We start from the raw sequence: 21,598 nt of genomic DNA on the forward strand, positions 1-21,598 counted from the left end.
CTCGGGTGACCCCGAGGGAAAGGAAGCGGCATGGCGAAACGCTGGCTGGCGGCGGCATTGGCCGGTGTGCTGGTGCTGTCCGCGTGCTCCGGCCCGGACTCGAGTCAACCCCCGGAACAGGCGAACCCCGCGCCGGGTGCCCAGAAACCGGGTCCGCCGCCAGGGCCGTACCCGTTCGGCACCGTGCAGCAGAAGGCTCCGGCGGTCCAGGACGGCAAGGTCCCGGTGATCCGCCGCATCCAGACCGACAAACCGTACGTCTTCATCACCATGGACGACGGCGCGGTGAAGGACCCGTCGGCGCAGGGCCTGATCCAGCAGTCCGGCGGACATCCGGTGCTGTTCCTGAACAACCGGTACGTGAAGGGCCACGAGGCGTACTTCAAGGCCATCCTCGACTCGACCGGCGCGGTGCTCGGCGACCACACGGTCAACCACCCGAACCTCAAGGGCAAACCGCTCGAGTTCCAGAAAAAGGAAATCTGCGACGACGCGGACGACTTCCAGAAGTCGCTCGGCGTGCGCCCGACGCTGTTCCGCCCGCCGTTCGGCAACTTCGACCAGAACACGCTGAAGGCCGCCGCGATGTGCGGCATGCGCGCGAGCGTCCTGTGGACCGCCTCGGTCAACGACGGCGTCGTCCAGTTCCAGTCCGGCGACAAGCTCCGCCCGGGCGACATCGTGCTGATGCACTTCCGCAAGACGTTCAAGGAAGACTACGAAGCCTTCATCGCCCAGGCCAAGAAGGACGGCCTGACGCCGGTTCCACTGGCCGACTTCCTGGGCTGAGCCCGTCTCGTGAGCGGCGATGCCGGTTAGAACCGGCGTAGCCGCTCACGAGTCAGCCCGCTCCGAGGCACACGAACGGCCGCCGCATCGGGTCCACCGCGATCGCTTCGGCCAGTGCCAGCGCGGGTGACGTCCCCTCGGCGAGCCGCCGGTGCAGGTCCGCCATCGTGTCCGCCGCCGCTCGGTCGCCGACGCGCGCCACCGCGCCGATGACCGTCTTCGACCCGCTCGCCAGCAGCGTTCCGGCGAAGCCCAGTGCTTCCTCGCCTGGCCGGATGTGGCTCATCGCCAGCTCGCACGCGGCCAGCACCACGCGCTCCGGCGGGTTGACCAGCCGCGTCGTCTCGTGCGCGAACAGCGGGCCGTCGACCAGTTCGACGCGGGAGAACAGCGCGTTCGCCGGCTCGTGCGCGCCGTGCGCGACCAGGTGCGCCAACCCAGTTCCGTCCAGCGCGGTCAGAACTGTGGCACTCGTCGCGGCGTCGCCCTCGACCAGCCGCGCGTCCGGGTACACCGAGCGCAGCTTGCTCACCTCGCCGACCGCGCCCGGCACGCCAGGACCGCCCGCGAGCAGCACCGGACCGTCCGCAGCCGGACGCTTCGCGGTGATCCACGCGGTCGCCGACGGTGCGATCGACACCGGGTGCCCGCGCAGCGACGGCAACGCGCCCCACGGCATCGCGTACAGCTGGCCGATCGGGACGATCACCAGCTCGCGGTCGTCGAGAGTTTTGACCAGCGAAGCGGAAATCAGCGCGTCGAGCTTCTCCGCCCGGCGGCGCGCGGACGCGGACACCGTCTCGGCCAGCATCGGCGGCAGATGGTCCGGCGCGAGCGCGTCGAGGTCGGCGTGCAGCTGGGTCGCGGTCTCCACGATGTCGTCCAGCGGACCCAGTTTGAGCAGCCGGAACGTCCCGCGGTCGACGACCACCGAGTACAGCTGATTGTTGTAGGGCACCAAACTCACCAGCACGCGATCGCCCAGCGCGGCGACGACCTCGTCCGGCGTCGCGACCGGCCGCGGACGGCCCCACTGGCTCGTGTACCAGCCGAGCCTGGTCGCCTCGCGCTGCAGTTCGGCGTACCGCTGCTCCAGCGCCTTCACCGACTCGCCTTCCAGCCGGGTGCGCTGGATGGTGCGCTGGACGTGCCGCATCTCGTTGATGTGCTTGGCCAGCACGGGATCCTCGATCACCGGCAGCGGCTCGTACCGGTAAACCTGCGCCCGGGTGCGTTCGAGCCAGGCGAACATCCGGCGTGCGCCGGCCGCGTTCCGCCGCGCGCGCCGCAGCACGAGCCGCATCGCCAGCCTGCCGAGTTCCTCGCCGTGCACGGCCGTGCCGCACAACAGGTCGAGCCCGCCCATCCGGTCGCGGATCGTGCCGAGTTCGCGCAGTCCGGCGCGGGCCTGCGCGAGCGCGGCGCGCGGCCGGTCCTCGGCCACAGCCAGTTCCGCGCGGCACAACCGGAACAGCATCCGGTGGTCGACCGGCGACGTCGCACGCGGGGCGGGCACGTGCGTGAGGACGAGCGAGGCTTCGGCGATTTCCTTGCGGCGGATCAGCAATCGCACCGCGAAGAGCCGCGCGACCGCCGCTTCGTCCCGCAGTCCGAGCGCGGCCAGCCGTTCGGCGATCGAGACGAGTTCGGCGGGCAACCGCGAGGTAGAGCGCCCTTCGCGGTCTGACAGGACCTGCTGCGCTTCCGCCCGGAACCGCGCCAGACCGGCGATCTCGGCCCACGTTCGATTGCCGCGACGGAGAAATCGGCGCCGCGCGTCCGACGCGGACTTTCGCGCCAACGCGAAATCGCCCTCCAGCAACGCGGCCGCGGCCCGTGCGACCTCGGCTTCCGCGATGTGCTGGCCGGATCCGTTGGCGCGCAACTCCGGCAGCGCCTCGTCGAGGTGCCTGCCCGCCTCGTCGGCGAGACCCGCGGTGAGCAGCGCGCGGGCCTGGTCGAGCCGGATCAGCGGGATCGAACCGGGCGATTCGGTGACGAGGATCCGCGCGGCTTGTTCGTAGCTGGACAGGGCTTGCGGGACGTCGCCGATGAGCTGCGCGTGGTCGCCGAGGTTTTGCCGGATCTTGCCTTCGAGCAGGGTGTGCCCGTTTTCGCGGGCGAAGCCGAGCGCGCGCTCCAGGTCGGCTTGCGCGGCGTTCGGATGGTTGAGCGCCATCTGCACGAGCGCGCGGTTCAAGAGCATGACGACCAGCGTCCGGCGGCTGTCGTCGAACTCGGCCTCGATTCCGGGGATGACGGCGTCGTACACCGAAAGCGATTCGCTGAACCGGCCACCGCGCATCAGCACCACCGCGCGTTGGCCGGTGACCAGCAAACCGAGCTGGCGGGCGACCTTGCTCTCCGGGAGCTGGTCGCGAAGCTGCCGCGCGGTTTCGAGGTGCACGAGACCGGCGTCGGTGGAGGCGACCTCGGCTTCGGCCGCGCCGAGGCTCACCAGGACGCGGACCTGCAGTTCCCGGTGTTCAGGCAGCGGATCGGCGACGCGCGCCAGCCGCGTGAGCGCGCTGCGGAACAACCGCACCGCGATGCCGGGCCGCTGGTCGGACGCGGCGGCCCGGCCGCGCGCGTACAGATCGGACGCCGCCGCGATCGTTCGATCATGGACGGGCGCGGACACGGACTCTATGGGAGCACACCTCCGCCACTCTCCATAACGCCCGTCCGGGTTTCTCAGAGCACGACGGTCGGCGTGACGACGGTGCGGCGGTGCGGGCCCGCGCCGAGGTGCACGAGGATTTGCGTGGTTCCGCAGGGGACGCGTTCGAGCACGAACCGGCCGCCCTCGTCGGTCGCCGTCGCGAACGTGCCGTGATCGGCGACCCGGACCTCCACGTCGTACTCGCCGGCGGGCGCGAGCCAGCCGTCGATCCGGTGCACCTTCCCGATTTTGGTCAGGTTGATCATCACGGTCAGGTCGCTGACGGTGAACGTGATGGTGCCGGTCGCCGTGCTGCGCACGCCGGCCAGTTCGTCAAGCCGTTCCCAGCGCGCGACCTCGACGTCGAGGTTCTCGAGCTCGAGCGCGAACTGGACCCGCTGCACCAGATCGTCCGGCGGCGGGTCGAGTTCGTCGAGGAACCGGCCGATGTCGGCCAGGATGGCCTCGTCGTCCGGAACCGCGTGGCCGTGTCCCGGCCTGCCGATGTTGTCGCTCACCGGGCACCCCCTTCTCCTGCGAGCAGATCGCGCATCGAGTCGAGGCAGCGGCCCCTGGTGGGCCCGACGCTGCCGCGCGGCATCTGCATAGCCTCGGCCACCGCCCGGTACTCGGCGCGGCCGGCGAGAACGGTCAGCCGCAGCAGCTCCTGGCAGCGTGCGGGCAGCCGGAGAAAGGCGCGCCAGACCCGGCGGTCCCGGTCGGCGCGGACGGCTTCCTCCTCAGGCGCGGGATGATCGCTTTCCAGCGTCGCGGCGACCTCGTCCGACAGCGGCACCGGCTGGGCGCGCCTGCCGTAAGGACGGGTCGCCTCCCGGCGAGTCGTGGTGATCAGCCAAGCAGCGAGTGCACGGGGGTCGCGCAGCTTCGCGAGCTGGCTGAACAGAGCGAGCCACACGGTCTGGACCACGTCCTCGGCCACTTGCCGGTCGAGCCCGTTGGCGCGCGCGACGTGCCACACGAGCGGCGTCAGCTCGTCGACGAGTTTCGCCATGGCGCGCCGATCGCCGCCCCGCGCCGCTTCCATGCACGCGGCGTGCAAGTCGGCGCCGGTCAAGCCTTCCCAGGGCGGGTCTACCTCGGTGGTGTGCACGTCGGTCACCGTAGCTGCCTCACTCCGGAGGTGGGCCGACCTGGGCGAGCAAGCCTCCGGTCGTGTCGGCACGTCCGGGCCCGTCGCGGGTCGCCTCTCCGGTCGGGTACCGGATCGATCGTGAATGGTGCGCGCTCTTTCGGTGGTGCGGATGGTGTCGAGGGGCACGGTGTGTGCCCCGTGGGTGGGCTCTTGGTTGAGGAGCAAACAGCTGGCTCTGGGATACATCAATCTCTGACTTTTTCCGGGTGAGTTTTTTTCACGAAGCCGATCGGGCGGCTGGTGGTGCGGTTTTGGTGCTGTTCGGTTGTGGGTTTGCGCAGGTCAAGCGGTACCCATTTCGGCGGGGTGCCGGGACACGACCGGCCGGGCTCCCCCTCCAGCACGGCCGTGTCCCGACAGCTCCACCGGACCCGACGAGTCCCCCAACGACCCATCGCGCCCCGCCGGACCGGTTCGGACGGACGGATCCCTCCCCTGAATCCGCCCGTCCGCCCCAGCCCGGAAGCTGTTTCGTCAGTCCGGACGCGATCCCTCCCCTGGATCCGTCCGGTCCGTCTTGCCTGTCGATCGAGCGGATCCCTCCCCCGGATCCGCCCAGCCGATTCAGGCCAGCTCACCGGTTCGGTCCGGTCAGGCGGATTCCTCCCCGAACCCGTCTGACCGGACCGAACCGCGAGCCGACCCCCAGCCGGACCAGCTCGCACGCCCGCCGACCTCGCGAACCCCTCCCCGAAGTCCGCTCAGCCGGACAGGCAAGCCAATCCGTCAGTCCCACTCCAGCCCGTGGAGCCAGCCAGCCGGAGAAGTCCTCCCGGACCGTCCCGCCGCGCCAATCCGCCGGTCCCGCCGGACCGCGAACCCGCCAACCGGGCAATCCATCCGGACCTGTCCGGCCTCGCCAATCCGCCGGTCCCGCCCGAACCAACTCGCGCAACCCGCTAGCCGGACAGGCCCTCCCCGAACCCGTCTAACCGCGCCAGCTCGCGAGCCGGTTCGCTCAGAGCTGGTCGTTGCCGCTGGTCCGGTGGGCTCGGCGGCTGGTCGGGTCCCCTCCGAACCCGTCCGGCCGGGGCCGGGTCCCCCAGACCCGGGCCGAGCTGAACCGGACCGGCGGTGTGGCCAGTCCCTGTCGTCACGTGCGTCAGTCGCTTCGCACTCGCCGGCGACCTGCTCGCCCCCCTTGTGCCGAGCAGGTCGCCGGGCGCGTGCGTTCGTGCGGGTGCGCACCGGTCGGCGTGAGCTGTTCGCCTGCACCGACCGGTGCTTCCCGCCCCCAGGGGAGCCCGCTCCCCCTTTCGGGCTCCGCCAGAGGGGATTCCTCCCCGAACCCCTCCGGCCGACGACGTCCGGCAGCCCCCTCGGCTCCCGGGCGCCGCCCGTTTGGCTACTTGGCAGTGCCGGTGTCGTCGAGCGGCTCGTGGTTGCCGTCCGGCTGCACTCCCCGGTTCGCCCCCGGCGCGGGGCTCGTCTTGACGGGCGGAACGGTGGTTCCCGGCTGCCGCTCGTCCTTCTGATCCGCAGGCATGTGGCCCTCCCTTTCCTTGGTTCGCCCCATAGGACGCATCCAGGGTGCGCCTAGATACACGGAGCGCCAAAGTTTTTGGGATTTTTGTGAACCTGCCGGTCAGGATGGCCGCCCCACCTCCCCCGGATGCCAACCGTCAGTGACGATCGGTAACCCCTCCGAGAGCGCGGCGGCCCAGGCGCGGTAACCGATCGGGCCAGGGTGGAAACGGTCAGCAGCGAACATTCCTGGACGGAGCAATCCCGGCGCCAACGGGATGTGCGTGACCCCGGGAAGCCGGGTCAGCCCTCGCGCCGCCTGGTCGAGCGCGACCGACCGTGCGCCCAGCAAGTCCCGGAGCGGCCAGGGCAAGGACGGGAAACTCGCCAGCGGGGGCACGCCCGCGAGAACGACCGGGACGTCGCCGACCCTTCGCCGCACCTCGACGATGATCGCCAGCAGATCCCGCCGGTACCGCGCGGCCGAGTGCAGCTCCAGGGTGTCGTTCACGCCGAGGACGACCACCACGACGTCCGCCTCCCGCACGCGCGGAACCAGCTCGTCGAGCACCACCCGCGCCGACGCGCCGGTGATGCCCAGCGCGTGCCACCGCACCTCCCGGTCCGGGTACGCGCCGGCGAGCCCCACCGCGAGCTGGCCGGTGAGCGCGTCGGCGTGGGTGAGCGCGCCGACGCCGTCCACCGTCGATTCGCCGATGACGGTGAGCCGCAACGGACGCCCGGTGCCGAGAGCGCCCTCGATCGGACCCGTGGCCCCGGGAAGCCGCGGAGTCGCCCGACGCACCCGCACCGCCTGTGCGACAAGCACGGGTGCCATCAGGAAGAGGAGGAACAGCCGAAGAACTGCCATGCCTCCGACAGTAACGAGGGGCTACGACAGATCCGGGTGCGCGAGGGGAGTTGTCCACAGGGGATGTGAGTTGTGGACAACCCTGGGGATAGTTTGGGGAAACCCTCCGCCAGCAGCGTGTCTGCAACTGCAGACAGAACCAACGGACACGGGGCGGCGAGGACTTCCGCTGGGGGCGGCAGGGGCGGTGGACGACCCTTCGCGGGCAGCAGGGCCGAGGACAAACCCGCCATGCACGGCAGCATCTGCGAGCGATTCCGCTACGACCGGCAGGGTGCGCAGGCAATCCCGCTGCGAGTGGCAGGGTTCGCGGCCTCGCCACATAGGTCGGCATCCGCGAGCGATCCCACTGCGGGCGGCAGAGTCTGCAGGCAATCCCGTTGCAGGTGGCGGGCCGCCACACGTCAGCATCCGCGGACAACCTCGCCGCAAGTGGCAGGGCCGAGGGCAAAGCCACCACACCCGCCAACATCTGCGAGCGAGCCCGCCACAGGTGTCGGCAACTGCAGACAGTCCCGTCACTGCGCGATCGACACCGTCTTCCCCACCAGAGCGTCATCCTCAGCCGCGTCCAGCAAGAAGCGCGCCACGTTCGCTCGCGGGATCTGGAACCGCCTCCGCACATCCCGGCCCACTTCGCTGCGCACCTGCTCCCGGGCGGGTTTGTTCGTCAGCCTCGTCGGGCGCACGATCGTCCATCGCACGTCTGGGGCACCGTGCAGGATCGACTCCATTCGTTGCAGGTCGGCGTATCCGTTGCGCAACACCGCACCCAGCAGCGGCTTCACCAGCAGCTTCGAGAACAGGCTGTCGCCGTCCCCGGGTAGGCCGGATGCGCTCACCACCACGAACCTCGTCTGGGAACCGTGCAGGGCGGTGACCACGGAGCGGGTGCCGTCGGAGTTGACGGTTGTCGGCTTGAGGTCTGCGGGGCCTAGGGCCAGGAGAACAGCGTCACGGCCGGTTACCGCGTCGGCCAGGCTGGGGTCGGTCAGGGAGTGAACCGCGACGTCCAATCGGGGGTGGGCGGGGACGGTCAACCGCGCGGGGTCGCGGACTACGGCGGTGACGTGCCATCCGCGGGCTAGCGCTTCCCGCACCGCCACGCCGCCGATTCGGCCGCTCGCGCCCAGGACGGTGATCTTCATGAGAGGCCTCCAAGGAGGGGGTGAGTAAACACTTACCGGCTAGGGTAAGTGAACACCCACCACACTGAGAAGACCCTCAGGGAGCACGCATGGGAAGCCGCGAGGAGATCGTCGCCGCGGCAGCGACGGTCATGCGGGAGCAGGGGTACGCGCACGCCACGACCAAGGCGATCGCGCAGGCCTCTGGCTACTCGGAAGCCTTGCTGTACAAGCACTTCCGCGACAAGACGGCGCTCTTCCTCGCGGTGCTGAAAGAGGAGTTGCCCGACCTGGTCGCCACGGCGGCGAGGCTCACCGAGCATCCGGAGAAGGCCGATCTCAGCGACAATCTCGCCGAGTTGACCACCACGGCACTGGCCTTCTACTGCGCGAGCTTCCCGATCTCCATCTCGATCTTCTCCTCGCGCGACCTGCTCCGCGCCCACCGGGACAGCCTCGAAAACGGTCCCGACCTGCCGATCCAGCACGTCGCCGGCTATCTCGCCGCCGAGGTCAGGCTGGGCAGACTGCGCGCTGATCTCGACGTCGAGGCCGCGGCCCGGCTGCTGCTCGGGGCTTGTTTCCAGGAGGCATTCCTCGCGTCCTTCGAGGAACGCCCGCCGCGGCCAGACCTCGCCCAGCGGCTCGCCGCGACCCTGGAGAAGCTCGGCTAGTCGCGGTTCTTCCGCAGCTCGTGCCACCGGTCGTACAGGTTGTTGACCTCGACCAGCATGAACGCCAGGAAGTCCCGCATCTCGGCCAGCCGTTTGCCGGCGGGAGTGTCCGGACCGAGCGCGTCGATGCCTTCGGTGGCCGCGTCGCGCCACATGATCAGGAAGCGGTCGCGCTTGAGGAAAGTCGCGTACCAGAGGTCGTCGTAAAGCTGGTAGTGGTCGCGGCGCTCGCCGGGTTCGCGCACCTTCCGCACCAGGCCGACCTGGTCCAGATACCGCACCGCGCCGGAGATCGCGGCCGGGCTCACCGACAGCTGCTCCGCCAGTTCGGCAGCCGTCAGCTGCCCCGAGTCGGTCGTCATCAGCGCCGCGAAAACCCGCGCTGACATGCGCTGCATGCCGATCTGGGACATCACCAGCCCCAGGCTTTCGACGTATCGGCGGACGGCGTCCTCGTCTCTCTTCGTCTCAGGCGTCGTCATCCGTCCATCCTCTCCCACGCGCGCCTGGACGATCACTCGGTCCAGACGTTTTCTTAACTTCACAACTTCATGAAAAGAGTGTAGCTTCCGAACCATGGGAAACGCCATTGCGATCTCCGGCCTGCACAAGGCATTCGGCGCGGTGTTGGCCCTCGACGGCCTTGATCTTCAGGTTCCCGCGGGGGAAGTACACGGATTCCTCGGCCCGAACGGCGCCGGGAAGTCCACCACGATCCGGGTACTGCTCGGACTGCTGCGCGCCGACGCCGGCGAGGTCCGGCTGCTCGGCGGCGACCCGTGGCGCGACGCGGCGAGCCTGCACCACCGGCTCGCCTACGTGCCCGGCGACGTCAACCTCTGGCCCAACCTGTCCGGCGGCGAGGTCATCGACCTCCTCGGCAGGCTGCGCGGCGGGCTCGACCAGAAGCGCCGCGAGGAACTCGTCGAGCGCTTTGACCTCGACCCGCGCAAGAAGGGCCGCACGTACTCGAAGGGCAACCGGCAGAAGGTCGCCATCGTCGCCGCGCTCGCGTCCACTGTGGACTTGTTGCTGCTCGACGAGCCGACCTCGGGCCTCGACCCGTTGATGGAGGCCACTTTCCAGGAGGTCATCCAGGAAGAACGCGCGCAGGGCCGTACCGTTTTGCTGTCCAGCCACATCCTCGCCGAGGTGGAAGCCTTGTGCGACAAGGTGAGCATCATCCGCAACGGGCGCACGGTCGAGTCCGGCACGCTCGCCGAACTGCGCCATCTCACCCGCACGTCGATCACCGCGGAGCTGTGCGGACCGCCGAACGGCCTGGCCCGGCTTTCCGACGTGCATGACTTGAAGGTCGAAGGCAACCGCGTCCGCTTCGACGTCGAGACGCGCTCGCTCGAGGACGCACTGCGCCAGATGACCGAGGTCGGCGTCCGCAGCCTGGAGAGCCGGCCGCCGACCCTCGAAGAACTCTTCCTTCGCCACTACGCGGACGAACTCGAGGCCGAGAAATGAGCGGCGCGCTCAACGGCACCGGGCCGTTGATCCGGCTCGCCCTGCGCCGCGACCGGATCATCCTGCCGATCTGGATCGTCCTGCTCAGCCTCATCCCGGTGGCCACGATCAGCAGCTACGACCAGTTCTATCCGACCGCCGCGAGCCGGGCCGGACTCGTCGCGTCGGCCGCCGCGAACCCGTCGTTCGCGCTGCTCTACGGCCCGGCGTTCAACCTCGGCACGGCGGGCGGGTTCATCGCCTGGCGGATGGGCGGGTTCCTGGCGCTGCTGACCGCCCTGATGGCGGTCTTCACGCTGACCCGGCACACCCGCGCGGAGGAGGACACCGGCCGCGCCGAACTGCTCGCGTCCACTGTGGTCGGTCGGTACGCGCCGCTCACCGCCGCGCTCGCGGTGACCGGCGGGGCGAGCCTGCTGATCGGGGTGCTGCAAGCGATCACGCTGGCGGCGAAGGTTCCCGCGGCAGGTTCCGTCGCGCTCGGCGCGAGCACTGCGCTTGCTGGGCTGGTTTTCACCGGCGTCGCCGCGGTCGCCGCGCAACTCGGCGAGTACTCGCGCACCGCGAACGGGATCGGTACCGCCGTGCTCGGCGTCGCGTTTCTGTTGCGTGGCGCGGGTGATTCGACCACCGACGCGCATTGGCTGTCATGGCTGTCGCCGCTCGGCTGGGCGCAGCAGATCCGGCCGTTCGCCGAAGAACGTTGGTGGGTCCTGATTTTGCCGGTCGCGACCACGCTCGTGCTGTTTGTCGTGGCTTACGCGCTGCTGCCGCGTCGTGACGTCGGCGTCGGTCTGCTTCCGCCTCGGCTCGGGCCGAGCGAGGCCGCGCCGTCGTTGCGGTCGCCGTTTTCGCTGGCCTGGCGGCTGCAGCGGGGTCCGTTGTTCGGCTGGCTGATCGGGCTCGCGGTCGGCGGCGCGTTGTTCGGGACGATCGCGCAGGGCATTTCCGGACTGGTCGGCGGCACCGAGCAGAGCAGGCAGATCTTCGAACGGCTCGGCGGATCGCACGGACTGGTCGACGCTTTCCTCGCCACGATGGTGAGCCTGTTCGCGATGCTCGCCTCGCTCTACGGCGTGCAGGCGACGCTGCGGATGCGCACCGAGGAGACCTCGATCCGGCTCGAACCACTGCTGGCCACGCGGGTCGGACGGCTGCGCTGGGCCGCGAGCCACCTCGTGTTCGCGTTCCTCGGCAGCGCGTTGCTCGTACTCGTCGGCGGCCTGCTGCTCGGGCTGTCGAACGGGCTGCGCGGCGGTGACGTCGGCCGCTCGGTCGGGAACATGGTCGCGGCCGTCGCGGTGCAGGTGCCCGCGGCGTGGGTGATCGTCGCGGTGGCCGCGCTGATCTTCGGACTGCTGCCGAAACTGGCGACCGCCGCGTGGGGTGTGGCGGCGCTGGCGTTGCTGATCAGCATGTTCGGGCCGGTCGTCAACGCGCCGCAGGTGCTGCTGGACGTCTCGCCGTTCCAGCATCCGCCGAAGGTGCCCGGCGCGGTGTTCACCGCGGTGCCGCTGGTGGTGTTGCTGGCGGTGTCGGCGGTGGTGCTCGCCGTGGGGCTGACCGGCTGGCGGCGGCGCGACGTCGGCTGAGGTCAGCGTTCGTCGCGGACGAACCCGCTGGTCGGGCCCAGCGTGGTCGGCGGGGGTGCCGACGGGCTCGACGGGGTCGGGGTGACCGAGACCGTCGCCGTGGTCGTGCGCGGTGGCGGGGCCGGGGGTGCCGGCGGGCGGTGGGTCACGGTGATCGGCGGCAGAGGGAGGCCGGTCACCGTGACCGTCACCTGCTGCACGGGCGGCGGGGTGGGCGGCGACGACTCTCCGGCCGGACGCGGAGTGCGACCGGCGACCAGCAGCGCGGCGACCAGCAGCCCGCCTGCCAGCCCGGCGAGACCGGTCACGACGACATAACCCCAGGTGGGAGCGGTGTCCGACATCCGGCACCTCCTCGCCGCACGGTCACTCGGCTACGAGGGTTCGTCGCGTTGATCATAGGTGCCGTTACGCAGTGTGCAACTTGATATATACCGACTCAACTTATGTCACACTGGCCTTATGAGGGGGATTCTTCGCTCGCCGGACTTCCGGCGGCTCTGGCTCGCCGACGGCCTCAGCCAGGTCGGCAACCGCATCGACTTCCTCGTGATCCCGCTGCTGGCGACCACCACGCTCGCCGCGTCCGTGGCCCAGGTTTCGCTGCTGCGGACGCTGAGCACGCTCCCGTACCTGCTGCTCGGACTGCAGGCGGGCGCGTGGTGCGACCGGATGCGCAACCGGCCGGTGCTGATCACCGCCGACCTCGCCCGCGCGGTGCTCATCGGCTCGGTGCCGCTCGCCGCGGTGTTCGGGTCGCTGACGCTGGGCCATCTGTACGTCGTCGTGCTGCTGGCCGGCGGGTTCACGGTTTTCTTCAACGTCGCGCACCAGACCTACCTGCCGAACCTCGTCGAGCGCGGCGACCTGCCCGCCGCGAACGCCCGGCTGCAGACGAACCTGTCCGTCGCCGCGATCGCCGGGCCGGGGCTCGGCGGGATGATCGTGCAGTTCATCGGCGGCGCGGGTGCGATGGCGGTCGACGCGGTGACTTACCTGTGGTCCGCCGCGTGGCTGCGCCGGATTCGCACGCCGGACGTGCGGCCCGAGCCCGCTGAGCGGAACCTTCGCCGCGAAATCGGCGAAGGGCTGCGGACAGTTCTGCGCAATCCGCTCCTGCGGGCGATCGCCCTGCACGGTGCCGCGTCGAGCCTGTTCCAGTCGATGTTCATGGCGGTATCGATGGTGTTCATGGTCCGCGACCTGCACGTCGCACCGTTCATGATCGGCTTGCTCGGCACGATCTCGCTGTTCGGCGCCCTGCTCGCGAGCGGAGTCGCGCGACGGCTCGGCGCTCGCTTCGGTGCCGCGCGGGCGTTGTATTTCGGTGCCGCGGTGTACAGCGTTTCGTTCCTGTGCAACGCTTTCGCGACCCAAGGCTGGGGCCTCGCCTGGTGGGTGGCGGGCGGTTTCGGGTCAAGTTTCGGGATCATCGTGCTCGGCGTGTTCGAGACGAGCTTCCGGCAGGCGGTCACCCCGCACGAGCTGCTGGGCCGGGTCTCGTCGGTGTCGCAGACGGTCGTTTTCGGCATCGCCCCGCTCGGCAGTCTGCTCGGCGGCTTGATCGCGGAACTCACCACAACCCGGGTCACGCTGTACGTATGTGGCATCGGAATCCTTGCCGCGTCAGCGATTCTCATTGCTTCGCCGCTTCGCAAGATGCGCGATCTGCCGATCGCCGAGAGTGCGGTCAAGAACGATTAGCGGGACAGCAAGCGCGGCTAGCACGGCTCCGATGAGGCTGACCCACGTGAGGGCAGTGCCTTGGGTCAGCGCGGCGGCCGCCAGAACCGGAGTAGCACTGATCCCCAGCTGGAAAGCCGAAACCGTGGTCGCCCCAGCGAGTGTCGGGGCGTCGGCGGCGATCGCGAAGACCCGGCCGTAGATCGCGGGATTCAGCACGAAAGCCGCTATCCCGAGCAGGAAAACAGTAGGAAGCACCGCCCACGTGTGATGGATCGCGAAGATCAGGACGACCGAAAGCAGCACGATCGCGACGGCTCCGGCGAGGAGCGCGGCGTGGGGTCGCCGATCGGAGATGCGTCCGCCGATGGACAGGCCGACGAAAGCGCCGATGCCGAAAAGCGCGAGGATCGCGGGAATCCAGACCGTGGGGACGCCGGTGATCTCGGCGAGCATGGCGGAGAGGTAGTTGAACGTGATCATGTACGCCGCCGTCGTCAGGATCGTGATCCCGAAAATGCCCCAGAGCCGCGGTTTGCGGATCGTGGCCAGCTCCCGCGCCACACTCGGTCGCGCCGCCGACCGGGTCGCCGCGGGGATCCCGAGCGAGCAGGCGACGGCTCCGGCGAGCGTCAGTGCCACGACAGCCCAGAATCCGCCGCGCCACTGGGTGAAGTGGCTGAGCAGGGTGCCTGCCGGTCCGCCCGCGACCATGGCCACGCTCAGGCCGCTGACCACGACACCGGAGGCGCGGGCGTTGCGGTCCGGGGTGACGAGGCTGATCGCGGTCACCGACGCGACGGCGAAGAAGCCCGCGTACGCGACGCCCGAGACGACCCGGCTCACCAGCAAAACCTGGTAGTCGCCCAGCAATCCGGCGGCGACGCTCACTGCGAACACCCCTTGGGTCGCGATCAGCGCGGCGCGACGGGGCCAGCGCAGGCTGAGCACGGCGAACGGCGGCCCGCCGAGGACGACCCCCAGTGCGAACGCGGTGATGAGAAATCCGGCGGAGGACAGCGAAACCTGGAGGTCGTCGGCTACCGCGGGCAGCACGCCCGCCAGGAGAAACTCGGCGCTGCCCATCGCGAACAGGCTGAAGGCGAGCAGGTACACGCCTAGCGGAAGTCGGCCGCTGCTCGCGTCGGCGCGCACACCGTCGGCGGTGGCACAGGTTGTCGGATCCATGGGGACAAACTTCCGCGACTAGGATCGGAAGCGGCAAGAAACGTTGCCGTTTCCGGGACGCATTGGTTGACTGCGCCGCATGAGCGACCAGCCCACCGTCGACAGCGTGCTCGAGCAGATCGCGCCACGGCTGCGACAGGCTCGGGACAAACAAGGCGTCAGCCTCGCCGACCTCGCGCGGGCCACCGGCATCTCGACCAGCACGTTGTCCCGACTGGAATCCGGGCAGCGCAAACCGAGTCTCGAACTGCTGTTGCCGATCACCGCGGCACTGAGCGTCCCGTTCGACGAGATCGTTACCGCGCCGCGGATCGTCGACCCGCGCGTGCCGCAGCAACCCGCGAAGAAGGACGGGCGCGTGCTGATCGCGTTGTCCCGGCACCAGGGGGAAATCCGCGCGTACAAGCAGCTCATCCCGGCGCACGACGAAGAACCCCACCTGCGCACCCACGACGGGCACGAATGGCTCTACGTTCTGCGCGGACGCCTACGCGTGCGCCTGAGCGATCACGATTTCATCATGGGACCCGGCGAGGCAGCCGAATTCGACTGCCACATCCCGCACTGGTTCGGCACCGCTGGCAAGGGCGACGTCGAAATCCTCAGCCTCTTCAGCAAGTCCGGCGAACGCATCCACCTGCGCACCGGTCGCCGCTAGACCTTGCGCAGACCGTCCAGCAGTACGCGCACCAGGTGTCGGCTGTCCGGCGTAAACCGCTCCACCGCGAGCGCGCCGACGATGAGCGCGCGCAGGTCTTCGCCGTCGATGTCCGTGCGTACAGCGCCCGCGGCTTGCGCGCGTTCCAGAAGCGCAGTGAGGTTCACGCGAAACCGCTCCGCTGCTTCGGCCTTGTACGCGGAACCGCTGGTCTCACCGAGCGCTTCGCAGATCGCACGGTTACGCGACGCCTGCTCGATGACGCGCGTGAAGTAGTCGTAGAACGCTTCGCCGGGCGCGTCGGAGTCGATCAACTCCTGCGCCTCGACGCCGTACTGCTCCAGCCGTTCCACGACGACGGCCTGGAACAGCGCTTCCTTGCTGGGGAAATGCCGGTAGACAGTGCCCGCGCCGACGCCAGCCAGTCGCGCGATGTCGTCGAGGGGCACCGAAAGCCCGTCGACGGCGAACGCTGCTTCGGCGGCAGCCAGCACACGGGCGCGGTTCCGGCGCGCGTCCGCGCGGAGCGCAGGCTTCTCCACCGGCTGTCTCCTCTGCTCTCAAAGTGGTGCGGTCGTCCGATTCTTCCTTGGAACGATCTGCGCCGCTGCCGACCGTGTCTCAGATCTCCAGACCCTCGTTGACAACCGGAGTATCGACTCCGTATCGTCGTAAGCGGGTGCCCCGTTCCGATTATCCCCCGTCTTCCCGAGTGAGGTTTCCGATGCCCCGCACCGTGTCCGAAGTGGCCGAGATCGTCGCGAACGCGCTGAGCGCCTTCGACGCCGCGCCGCTCGCCGACGTTCTCGCCGAGGACGCCGTCTACGAAATCCCGTTCACCGGCCACCGCTCGGCCGGCCGGGACGCAGTGCTGGCCACGCTCGGCGCGGGCAGCGCCGTCGCGGCCCGGATCGGCCTGGAGAAAGTCAAGGTCACGACCACGGAGACGGCGGACGGGTTCGCCGTCGAGCTCGTCGCCGAGGGCCGCAACCCGCACACCGGGCACAGCTACCGGCTCCCGTCGTCCGCCGGGCTGCTGACCGTGCGGGACGGCGAGGTCACCAGGTACCGCGACTACCCGAACCACGGCGCGGCGACCGCGTTGCACGGGACGAAGGAGGTCTTCCAGCGTTTCCTCGACGCGGCTGTCGACAACCGCTGGGACGACCTCGCCGACCTGTACTCCGACGACGTCGTGATCGAAATCCCGTTCGCGCCGGCCGGAGTGCCGAAGGTGACGCGCGACCGGGAGGAGTTGCGCAAACGCTTTCACCAAGCAGGAGAGCGCCGCCGGATCACCAAGGCGGACCGGGTCGTGGTGTACGAGACCAGCGATCCGGAGGTGCTGGTGGCGGAATACGACCTGCACGGCGAGTACGAGGGCAAGCCGTATGTGTCGACGTACGCGATGGTGCTGACGGTGCGCGACGGCCGGATCGTGCACTCCCGCGACTACTCGGGCGCGCCTAGGTTCGAGGAGTAATCCCGCGGATGTCGTGGTCCGCGCCAGGAGCCGCGAACTTCAGCAGAAGCGAACCTTCGGTCTCGACCTCGGCGCGTTCGGCGGCGGTCAGCGGCCGGAACGGCTCGATCTCCAGCGTCGCCGACGTCTTGTCCTGCCGCAGCTTCCACGCCCCGGCGACCTGACCGTCCACCAGGAAAGTGGCGCGCATTCCGTTGCCGGTCATGACGCGTTTGCGGTCTTCGGTGGAGATCACCCGGGTGCGGTCGGCGTGCGAGGCCAGCAGGTTGTCGTACTCCGGCAGGAAGCGGACCGGCGCCGGAGCGTCGGCGGCGGGGCGGGGTGCGTCCGGCAGGTCGAACAGCTCCGTCCCGCCTTCGTCCCGGAAGACCGCCAGCCGCGGCCGCAAGCTTTCCAGGACCGGACGCAGCCGGGTTCGGCCTGCCCAGGTCTGCACGTCGGCGGCCGAGGCCGGGCCGAAGGCGGCGAGGTAGCGCAGCACGATCTGTTCGGCATCGGCGGCGGAGGCCGGTTCGGTTCCGGTCCAGTCGGCCGCCGCCGCGTACCGGGTGGCGCCGCCGATGCCCCAGACCGCCCGCGGCGGCACCTGCACCAGCGGCACGAGGTTGCGCACGACGGTGGCGAGCGCGTGCGGCTCGCGGTCAGGCCACTGCTCGTGCAATGCCGCCCGGAGTTCCTTGGGGGTAAGCGGCTGGGCGCGAAGCAGCGCCCGGCCCGACTCCGCCACTGCCGCGCGGTCCACCCCTGCCAGCGGCGCCTTGAACGCGGTGCCGAGTTCGCGGTCGAGCGCGTCTTGCGACCACGGACGCAAGACGCGGTAGTCCGCCACGGTGACCAGGTGAACGGTGCTGCGCATCAGGGCCACCCGCACCAGCCGGCGTTCGGTCAGCGCGTCCGCCAGGTCGGCGGTGCGGAACGCCCGGATCCGGCTCCAGAGCCCGAAGTAAGGCGCGTACGGCGCCTGCGCTTGCATGCCGACCAGCCGCGCGACCGCCTCCTCGACGGTCGCGTCGGCCCGTTCCAGCAGCCACTGACGAGCCAGCAGAGCGCGTCCCAGCGTTCGCCGCCCGAGCGTCATGGTGCGGTCCTTCCGGTTGTCGGTCAGTTGCTGAAATCGGCTCGGTGATCCGCGGTCCACTGGGCGTAGGTGCGGGCCGGGTGCCCGGTGATCTGCTCGACGATGTCGTTGACCGGTGCGGGTTTGCCGGCCGTCTGCGCCATGAGGTCGAACAGGGCGGCCAGGAATTCCGGGTCCATGAACTGGCTCATCTGCTCCCGGACGGGTTCCGGGTCGAGGTCTTCGACGACGAGCGGACGCCCCAGCGTCTCGCTGAGGACGCGAACCTGGTCCGCCTGGGTCAGCGAGTCCGGGCCGGTCAGCTCGTAAGCCTGCCCGGCGTGCCCGCCGCCGGTCAGGATCCGCGCGGCGACCTCCGCGACGTCCCGTTCGTGCACGGCGCTGAACGCCGCTTCGGCATACGGCACGCGGATGACGTCGCCGTGCGGAAGCTGCATCGCGAAGGTCAGCGAGTTGATGGCGGGGAACAACAGCCGCAGGAACGTCCACTCGATGCCGGTCTCCTCGACGGCCCGCTCCACGTCACGGTGGTACTGGGCGATCACGTCAGGCTGGTGTTCGGCGCCGGGAACGACCGCTCCGGAGGACAGCAGCACCAGCCGCCGCACCCCGGCCTTGACCGCGGCCGCGAGCAGCGGAGCGACGTCCATTCCGTACTGGAGGACCAGGAACGCGGCTTCCACCCCGGCCAGCGCCGGCGGCAGAGTCTCGGGCTTGGTCAGATCTGCGCGGACCACGCCGACCCCTTCCGGGAGTCCCGCCCGCTCCGGGGCGCGGGTCAGCGCCCGCACCGGCGCACCCGCGGCGACCAGTTCTTCCACTGCCTGACGTCCGAAGTGGGCGGTGGCTCCGATGACGAGATACATGCGTGGTTCCTCCGTGCGGTTCCGTTTTCCGACTTGTCCCCACCGTAGGAGCCGATTAGGCAAGCTACGTTCCTATTCGCGAGGGATACTGAAAAAATGCTGGAAACCTCGGCGCGGTTGCTGCGCTTGCTCTCGCTGCTCCAGACGCCCCGCGAATGGACCGGAGGCGAACTGGCCGAACGGCTGTCGGTCAGCCCCCGCACCATCCGCAACGACGTGGAACGCCTGCGCACCCTCGGTTATCCGGTGCACGGCAGCCGCGGTTCGGTGGGTGGCTACCGGCTCGGGGCCGGGGCCGCGCTGCCGCCGCTGCTGCTCGACGACGAGGAGGCGGTCGCGGTGGCGATCGGGCTGCGCACCGCTGCCGGAGGCACGATCACCGGCGTCGAGGAGACTTCGCTGCGCGCGCTGGCCAAGCTGGAGAAAGTCCTGCCCGCCCGGCTTCGGCGGCGCGTCGACGCCATCCAGCGCTACGCCGTCGCGGTGCCCCGGGACGACCTCGGCCCGCGGGTGGACGCGGGCGTCCTCAGCACCCTCACCGCCGCCTGCCGCGACCACGAACGCGTGCGCTTCGACTACCTCGGCCACGACGGCACCGAGAGCAGGCGAGACGTGGAGCCGTACCGGCTGGTCAACTGGGGACGCCGGTGGTACCTCGTCGCGTTCGACACCGCGCGGGACGACTGGCGGACCTTCCGCGTGGACCGGATTAGCCCGCGCACCCCGGCCGGCCCCCGGTTCCCGCCCCGCGACCTCCCCGAAGAGGCCGTCGACCAAGTCCGCCGGGGCGTGTCCTCAGCCGCGTGGCGGTACCGGGCGCGCGTCGTGGCGCAGGTGTCCGCGGAAACGCTGGCCGAGCGGATCAATCCCGCGATCGGCGCTGTCACGCCGCTTGACGACAACCGCTGCGTACTGGATACGGGCGCGGACAGCGTCGAGACTCTTGCGGTTCATCTCGGTTCGCTCGGGGTCGACTTCACGGTGACGGAACCGCCCGAACTCGTCGAGGCCGTGCGTGCGCTCGGGGATCGGTATCAGCGCGCCGTCCGGTGAGTCTTACTGATTCGCGGTCTGCGAAGCCGATGGCGTGAACAGGTGCTCCACCGTGGCCACCGTCCAGTCCCACACCCCCGGCACCAGCAAGATCCCCACCAGCGCGAACACCGGGAACACCAGCCGCGTCTCCACCTTCTTCCCGGTGTGCAGCCGCAGCGGTTTCGGCGGGCGGAGTTCGTACCAGGTCTCCCCCGCAATCGGCAGCGGGAACAGGAACGGGCAGCCCGACTCGGTGAGCGAATCGCCGAGACAGTGCACGAAACAGCCGGCCGCGACGGCCACGCCGAGCCAGCCGGAGATGTCCGCCAGCTGAGCCACCCGGTCGTCCGGCGCGGTGAAGTACCACCAGGCCACCGCACCGCCGTAGGGAAGCAGCAGCCAATCGCCCAGTGCCGCGACCGCGAGCAGCAAGCCGAACAGCAACACGCCCAGCACGGCCCAAGCCCCGCCGGCGGTACAGCCGGCGGAGGTAGCCGCGCCGAGGGCGACAGCGAACAAGAGGGTGTGCGACAGGTGCCGGTGCGTGCCGGTCACCTTTTCGTCGCGAGGGCCCTTCGTCAGGGCGTATACAGCTGCAGACACTCGGCGCAGCAGCCACGACAGCGCGCCGGTCAGCCAGCCGAACAACCGGGTCGCGCTGGCGCTGGGATGGTCCAGGTCCGGCAGCAACGCGAAGCCGGCCGTGGTGGCCGCGAAGACCACCGCCTGGTGCACCGAGCCGACGCCGACCGCGGGCGCGAGGGCGAGCCCCGCGCACCAGCCGGTCAGGGCGTGCGTGCGCCCCATCATGATGGTTATCCCCCAGGTCGCGGACCATTTCGCAGTCCGCGCGACCGTATCGGGAGATCAGGCCGGAGGTTCCTCCGACACGCTCAGGTGTTCGGCCACGCCGGTGAGCTCGATCACCCGGCTGACCGCCGGGCTCGGCACGACCTCGAGTTCGACGTCCTGCTCCCCGGCCTGCCGCTGGGCGTGCAGGACGACGTTCAGCGCCGATGAGTCGAAGAAGGTCACCCCGGTGAGGTCGGCCACCACGCGACGGGAATTCTTGTCCGCGATCAATCCGGCAAGAGCTTCCTGCAGCTGCGGGCTGGTGAGCAGATCGAGCTCACCCGTGACCACGACCCTCGGCTCGGCGGCCGCGGTGTCCAGCGTGATGCCGAATCCGGGCGGAGTGGCGTTCTGGTCGGCTGCGGGCATGCAGTTTCTCCTCGTCAGGCGCTGCTCCTGCGCCGGTACGCGCCTGTTGTCTCAAGAGGCAACCGTGTCACGGTCCCAAGCATCTGGAGACCCAACCCTAACCCAGTGGGTGACTGAGTCCGCGTCGGCACATGGCAACACCCTTGGCGCGCGGGCGACGGCGGACGCACAGCACCCCGCGCGCCGCAGGTGGGCGCGCGGGTCGCGGGGGTCGGTCAGCTCAGGCGGACACCGTCTTGCGCTTCGCTCGCCGTTCGCGCATGAAGAGCTCGCGGCGCTCGATCTCGCCGAGCCCGCCCCAGATCCCGTACGGCTCTTCGACGGTCATCGCGTGCTTGCGGCACTGGGCCAGCACCGGGCAGGTGTGGCAGATCGCCTTGGCACGGGACTCGCGGCGCTCGCGCGCGGAACCGCGCTCATTGTCGGTATGGAAGAACAGGCTGCTGTCCGCTCCGCGGCACGAGCCTTGAAGCTGCCACTCCCACTCCTCGGCCACCACGTTGGGCAGTCGGCTCACGTCAGCCATGTCGTCCCCACCTTTCCCGGGATCAGCACACTCGACGGCTACATGCCCGCCG

Annotated in this window: 23 protein-coding genes; 8 read left to right on the forward strand and 15 right to left on the reverse strand. The window is 69.8% G+C overall.

The genetic code is table 11. The features are described 5' to 3' along the window. Positions 1–30 precede the first annotated feature (30 nt). Positions 31–789 (forward strand): polysaccharide deacetylase family protein, encoded by a 759-nt coding sequence (locus tag EIZ44_RS30050; protein WP_051728597.1) that lies wholly within the window; start codon positions 31–33, stop codon positions 787–789. A gap of 52 nt (positions 790–841) precedes the next feature. Here EIZ44_RS30050 and EIZ44_RS30055 read toward each other — a convergent pair whose 3' ends face one another. The 6 genes from EIZ44_RS30055 to EIZ44_RS30075 form a co-directional block, all read right to left on the reverse strand. After that, on the reverse strand, positions 842–3,430 hold the full coding sequence (locus tag EIZ44_RS30055) for a CHAT domain-containing protein (protein ID WP_205673358.1): 2,589 nt from the start codon (positions 3,428–3,430) through the stop codon (positions 842–844). A 53-nt stretch (positions 3,431–3,483) separates the two neighbouring features. Then, positions 3,484–3,969: a hypothetical protein gene (locus EIZ44_RS30060; protein WP_037807307.1), complete on the reverse strand. Its 486-nt coding sequence runs from the start codon at positions 3,967–3,969 to the stop codon at positions 3,484–3,486. Next, on the reverse strand, positions 3,966–4,571 hold the full coding sequence (locus EIZ44_RS30065; protein ID WP_009071544.1) for an RNA polymerase sigma factor: 606 nt from the start codon (positions 4,569–4,571) through the stop codon (positions 3,966–3,968). Before EIZ44_RS30065 ends, EIZ44_RS30060 begins: the two co-directional genes overlap by 4 nt. Before the next feature lie 1,378 nt (positions 4,572–5,949). Further along, positions 5,950–6,090 carry a hypothetical protein gene (locus tag EIZ44_RS44900; RefSeq protein ID WP_158242475.1) on the reverse strand — a complete coding sequence of 47 codons (141 nt, stop codon included), beginning with the start codon at positions 6,088–6,090 and terminating at the stop codon, positions 5,950–5,952. A 99-nt stretch (positions 6,091–6,189) separates the two neighbouring features. After that, a complete protein-coding gene (locus EIZ44_RS30070) occupies positions 6,190–6,939 on the reverse strand; it encodes an SGNH/GDSL hydrolase family protein (RefSeq protein ID WP_134732637.1) in 750 nt (249 codons plus the stop codon). 518 nt (positions 6,940–7,457) lie between these two features. Next, entirely contained in the window at positions 7,458–8,087 is a 630-nt protein-coding gene (locus EIZ44_RS30075) for an NAD(P)-dependent oxidoreductase (RefSeq protein WP_134732638.1), read from the reverse strand. 89 nt (positions 8,088–8,176) lie between these two features. Here EIZ44_RS30075 and EIZ44_RS30080 point away from each other — a divergent pair, with 89 nt between their 5' ends. Next, positions 8,177–8,740 carry a TetR/AcrR family transcriptional regulator gene (locus EIZ44_RS30080; RefSeq protein ID WP_134732639.1) on the forward strand — a complete coding sequence of 188 codons (564 nt, stop codon included), beginning with the start codon at positions 8,177–8,179 and terminating at the stop codon, positions 8,738–8,740. Here the strand turns inward: EIZ44_RS30080 and EIZ44_RS30085 are convergent. After that, positions 8,737–9,222, reverse strand: a complete 486-nt coding sequence (locus EIZ44_RS30085; protein ID WP_037807294.1) for a GbsR/MarR family transcriptional regulator — start codon at positions 9,220–9,222, stop codon at positions 8,737–8,739. The two genes, EIZ44_RS30080 and EIZ44_RS30085, sit on opposite strands and share 4 nt — an antisense overlap. Positions 9,223–9,316: 94 nt before the next feature. Here EIZ44_RS30085 and EIZ44_RS30090 point away from each other — a divergent pair, with 94 nt between their 5' ends. Further along, the gene (locus EIZ44_RS30090; RefSeq protein WP_134732640.1) at positions 9,317–10,216 is read left to right on the forward strand and encodes an ABC transporter ATP-binding protein; all 900 of its coding nucleotides are present in this window, start codon (positions 9,317–9,319) and stop codon (positions 10,214–10,216) included. Further along, positions 10,213–11,808: an ABC transporter permease gene (locus EIZ44_RS30095; protein WP_134732641.1), complete on the forward strand. Its 1,596-nt coding sequence runs from the start codon at positions 10,213–10,215 to the stop codon at positions 11,806–11,808. The genes EIZ44_RS30090 and EIZ44_RS30095 overlap by 4 nt, the downstream gene beginning before the upstream one ends. Positions 11,809–11,810: 2 nt before the next feature. Here the strand turns inward: EIZ44_RS30095 and EIZ44_RS30100 are convergent, their stop codons facing one another. Continuing rightward, entirely contained in the window at positions 11,811–12,152 is a 342-nt protein-coding gene (locus EIZ44_RS30100) for a hypothetical protein (RefSeq protein WP_037807288.1), read from the reverse strand. A 118-nt stretch (positions 12,153–12,270) separates the two neighbouring features. Between EIZ44_RS30100 and EIZ44_RS30105 the strand changes: the two genes are divergently transcribed. Then, on the forward strand, positions 12,271–13,512 hold the full coding sequence (locus EIZ44_RS30105) for an MFS transporter (RefSeq protein WP_134732642.1): 1,242 nt from the start codon (positions 12,271–12,273) through the stop codon (positions 13,510–13,512). Here the strand turns inward: EIZ44_RS30105 and EIZ44_RS30110 are convergent. Further along, complete coding sequence (locus tag EIZ44_RS30110; protein WP_134663858.1) at positions 13,435–14,679, reverse strand: MFS transporter; 1,245 nt, start codon at positions 14,677–14,679, stop codon at positions 13,435–13,437. The genes EIZ44_RS30105 and EIZ44_RS30110 overlap by 78 nt on opposite strands. Positions 14,680–14,758: 79 nt before the next feature. On the opposite strand from EIZ44_RS30110, the gene EIZ44_RS30115 reads away from it, so the two are divergent. Beyond that, positions 14,759–15,337, forward strand: coding sequence for a helix-turn-helix domain-containing protein (locus tag EIZ44_RS30115; RefSeq protein WP_134732643.1), 579 nt, complete (start codon positions 14,759–14,761; stop codon positions 15,335–15,337). Here the strand turns inward: EIZ44_RS30115 and EIZ44_RS30120 are convergent. Next, a complete protein-coding gene (locus tag EIZ44_RS30120; RefSeq protein WP_037807285.1) occupies positions 15,334–15,879 on the reverse strand; it encodes a TetR/AcrR family transcriptional regulator in 546 nt (181 codons plus the stop codon). The genes EIZ44_RS30115 and EIZ44_RS30120 overlap by 4 nt on opposite strands. Before the next feature lie 182 nt (positions 15,880–16,061). Here EIZ44_RS30120 and EIZ44_RS30125 point away from each other — a divergent pair, with 182 nt between their 5' ends. Beyond that, the gene (locus tag EIZ44_RS30125; protein WP_134732644.1) at positions 16,062–16,820 is read left to right on the forward strand and encodes a nuclear transport factor 2 family protein; all 759 of its coding nucleotides are present in this window, start codon (positions 16,062–16,064) and stop codon (positions 16,818–16,820) included. Here the strand turns inward: EIZ44_RS30125 and EIZ44_RS30130 are convergent. Then, positions 16,804–17,898, reverse strand: a complete 1,095-nt coding sequence (locus EIZ44_RS30130) for a winged helix DNA-binding domain-containing protein (protein ID WP_167754322.1) — start codon at positions 17,896–17,898, stop codon at positions 16,804–16,806. The two genes, EIZ44_RS30125 and EIZ44_RS30130, sit on opposite strands and share 17 nt — an antisense overlap. Before the next feature lie 23 nt (positions 17,899–17,921). After that, positions 17,922–18,764 carry an NAD(P)H-binding protein gene (locus EIZ44_RS30135; RefSeq protein ID WP_134732646.1) on the reverse strand — a complete coding sequence of 281 codons (843 nt, stop codon included), beginning with the start codon at positions 18,762–18,764 and terminating at the stop codon, positions 17,922–17,924. A 96-nt stretch (positions 18,765–18,860) separates the two neighbouring features. Between EIZ44_RS30135 and EIZ44_RS30140 the strand changes: the two genes are divergently transcribed. Continuing rightward, the gene (locus tag EIZ44_RS30140; RefSeq protein WP_134732647.1) at positions 18,861–19,817 is read left to right on the forward strand and encodes a helix-turn-helix transcriptional regulator; all 957 of its coding nucleotides are present in this window, start codon (positions 18,861–18,863) and stop codon (positions 19,815–19,817) included. Between the two features lie 3 nt (positions 19,818–19,820). Here EIZ44_RS30140 and EIZ44_RS30145 read toward each other — a convergent pair whose 3' ends face one another. The 3 genes from EIZ44_RS30145 to EIZ44_RS30155 form a co-directional block, all read right to left on the reverse strand. Next, entirely contained in the window at positions 19,821–20,606 is a 786-nt protein-coding gene (locus tag EIZ44_RS30145) for a metal-dependent hydrolase (RefSeq protein WP_134732667.1), read from the reverse strand. 60 nt (positions 20,607–20,666) lie between these two features. After that, positions 20,667–21,020: an STAS domain-containing protein gene (locus tag EIZ44_RS30150; protein WP_009086015.1), complete on the reverse strand. Its 354-nt coding sequence runs from the start codon at positions 21,018–21,020 to the stop codon at positions 20,667–20,669. Between the two features lie 220 nt (positions 21,021–21,240). Then, positions 21,241–21,546 (reverse strand): WhiB family transcriptional regulator, encoded by a 306-nt coding sequence (locus EIZ44_RS30155; protein WP_009086013.1) that lies wholly within the window; start codon positions 21,544–21,546, stop codon positions 21,241–21,243. Between the last annotated feature and the right edge of the window lie 52 nt (positions 21,547–21,598).

This window comes from Amycolatopsis nivea, from assembly GCF_004522235.1.
Lineage (GTDB): Bacteria > Actinomycetota > Actinomycetes > Mycobacteriales > Pseudonocardiaceae > Amycolatopsis > Amycolatopsis nivea.

Bases quoted from the DNA above. Each gene is read 5' to 3' on its own strand.
- EIZ44_RS30050 (WP_051728597.1), top strand. From the start codon at position 31: ATGGCGAAACGCTGGCTGGCGGCGGCATTGGCCGGTGTGCTGGTGCTG.
- EIZ44_RS44900 (WP_158242475.1), bottom strand. From the start codon at position 6,090: ATGCCTGCGGATCAGAAGGACGAGCGGCAGCCGGGAACCACCGTTCCG.
- EIZ44_RS30070 (WP_134732637.1), bottom strand. From the start codon at position 6,939: ATGGCAGTTCTTCGGCTGTTCCTCCTCTTCCTGATGGCACCCGTGCTT.
- EIZ44_RS30075 (WP_134732638.1), bottom strand. From the start codon at position 8,087: ATGAAGATCACCGTCCTGGGCGCGAGCGGCCGAATCGGCGGCGTGGCG.
- EIZ44_RS30080 (WP_134732639.1), top strand. From the start codon at position 8,177: ATGGGAAGCCGCGAGGAGATCGTCGCCGCGGCAGCGACGGTCATGCGG.
- EIZ44_RS30085 (WP_037807294.1), bottom strand. From the start codon at position 9,222: ATGACGACGCCTGAGACGAAGAGAGACGAGGACGCCGTCCGCCGATAC.
- EIZ44_RS30090 (WP_134732640.1), top strand. From the start codon at position 9,317: ATGGGAAACGCCATTGCGATCTCCGGCCTGCACAAGGCATTCGGCGCG.
- EIZ44_RS30095 (WP_134732641.1), top strand. From the start codon at position 10,213: ATGAGCGGCGCGCTCAACGGCACCGGGCCGTTGATCCGGCTCGCCCTG.
- EIZ44_RS30100 (WP_037807288.1), bottom strand. From the start codon at position 12,152: ATGTCGGACACCGCTCCCACCTGGGGTTATGTCGTCGTGACCGGTCTC.
- EIZ44_RS30105 (WP_134732642.1), top strand. From the start codon at position 12,271: ATGAGGGGGATTCTTCGCTCGCCGGACTTCCGGCGGCTCTGGCTCGCC.
- EIZ44_RS30110 (WP_134663858.1), bottom strand. From the start codon at position 14,679: ATGGATCCGACAACCTGTGCCACCGCCGACGGTGTGCGCGCCGACGCG.
- EIZ44_RS30115 (WP_134732643.1), top strand. From the start codon at position 14,759: ATGAGCGACCAGCCCACCGTCGACAGCGTGCTCGAGCAGATCGCGCCA.
- EIZ44_RS30125 (WP_134732644.1), top strand. From the start codon at position 16,062: ATGCCCCGCACCGTGTCCGAAGTGGCCGAGATCGTCGCGAACGCGCTG.
- EIZ44_RS30130 (WP_167754322.1), bottom strand. From the start codon at position 17,898: ATGACGCTCGGGCGGCGAACGCTGGGACGCGCTCTGCTGGCTCGTCAG.
- EIZ44_RS30135 (WP_134732646.1), bottom strand. From the start codon at position 18,764: ATGTATCTCGTCATCGGAGCCACCGCCCACTTCGGACGTCAGGCAGTG.
- EIZ44_RS30140 (WP_134732647.1), top strand. From the start codon at position 18,861: ATGCTGGAAACCTCGGCGCGGTTGCTGCGCTTGCTCTCGCTGCTCCAG.
- EIZ44_RS30145 (WP_134732667.1), bottom strand. From the start codon at position 20,606: ATGGGGCGCACGCACGCCCTGACCGGCTGGTGCGCGGGGCTCGCCCTC.
- EIZ44_RS30150 (WP_009086015.1), bottom strand. From the start codon at position 21,020: ATGCCCGCAGCCGACCAGAACGCCACTCCGCCCGGATTCGGCATCACG.
- EIZ44_RS30155 (WP_009086013.1), bottom strand. From the start codon at position 21,546: ATGGCTGACGTGAGCCGACTGCCCAACGTGGTGGCCGAGGAGTGGGAG.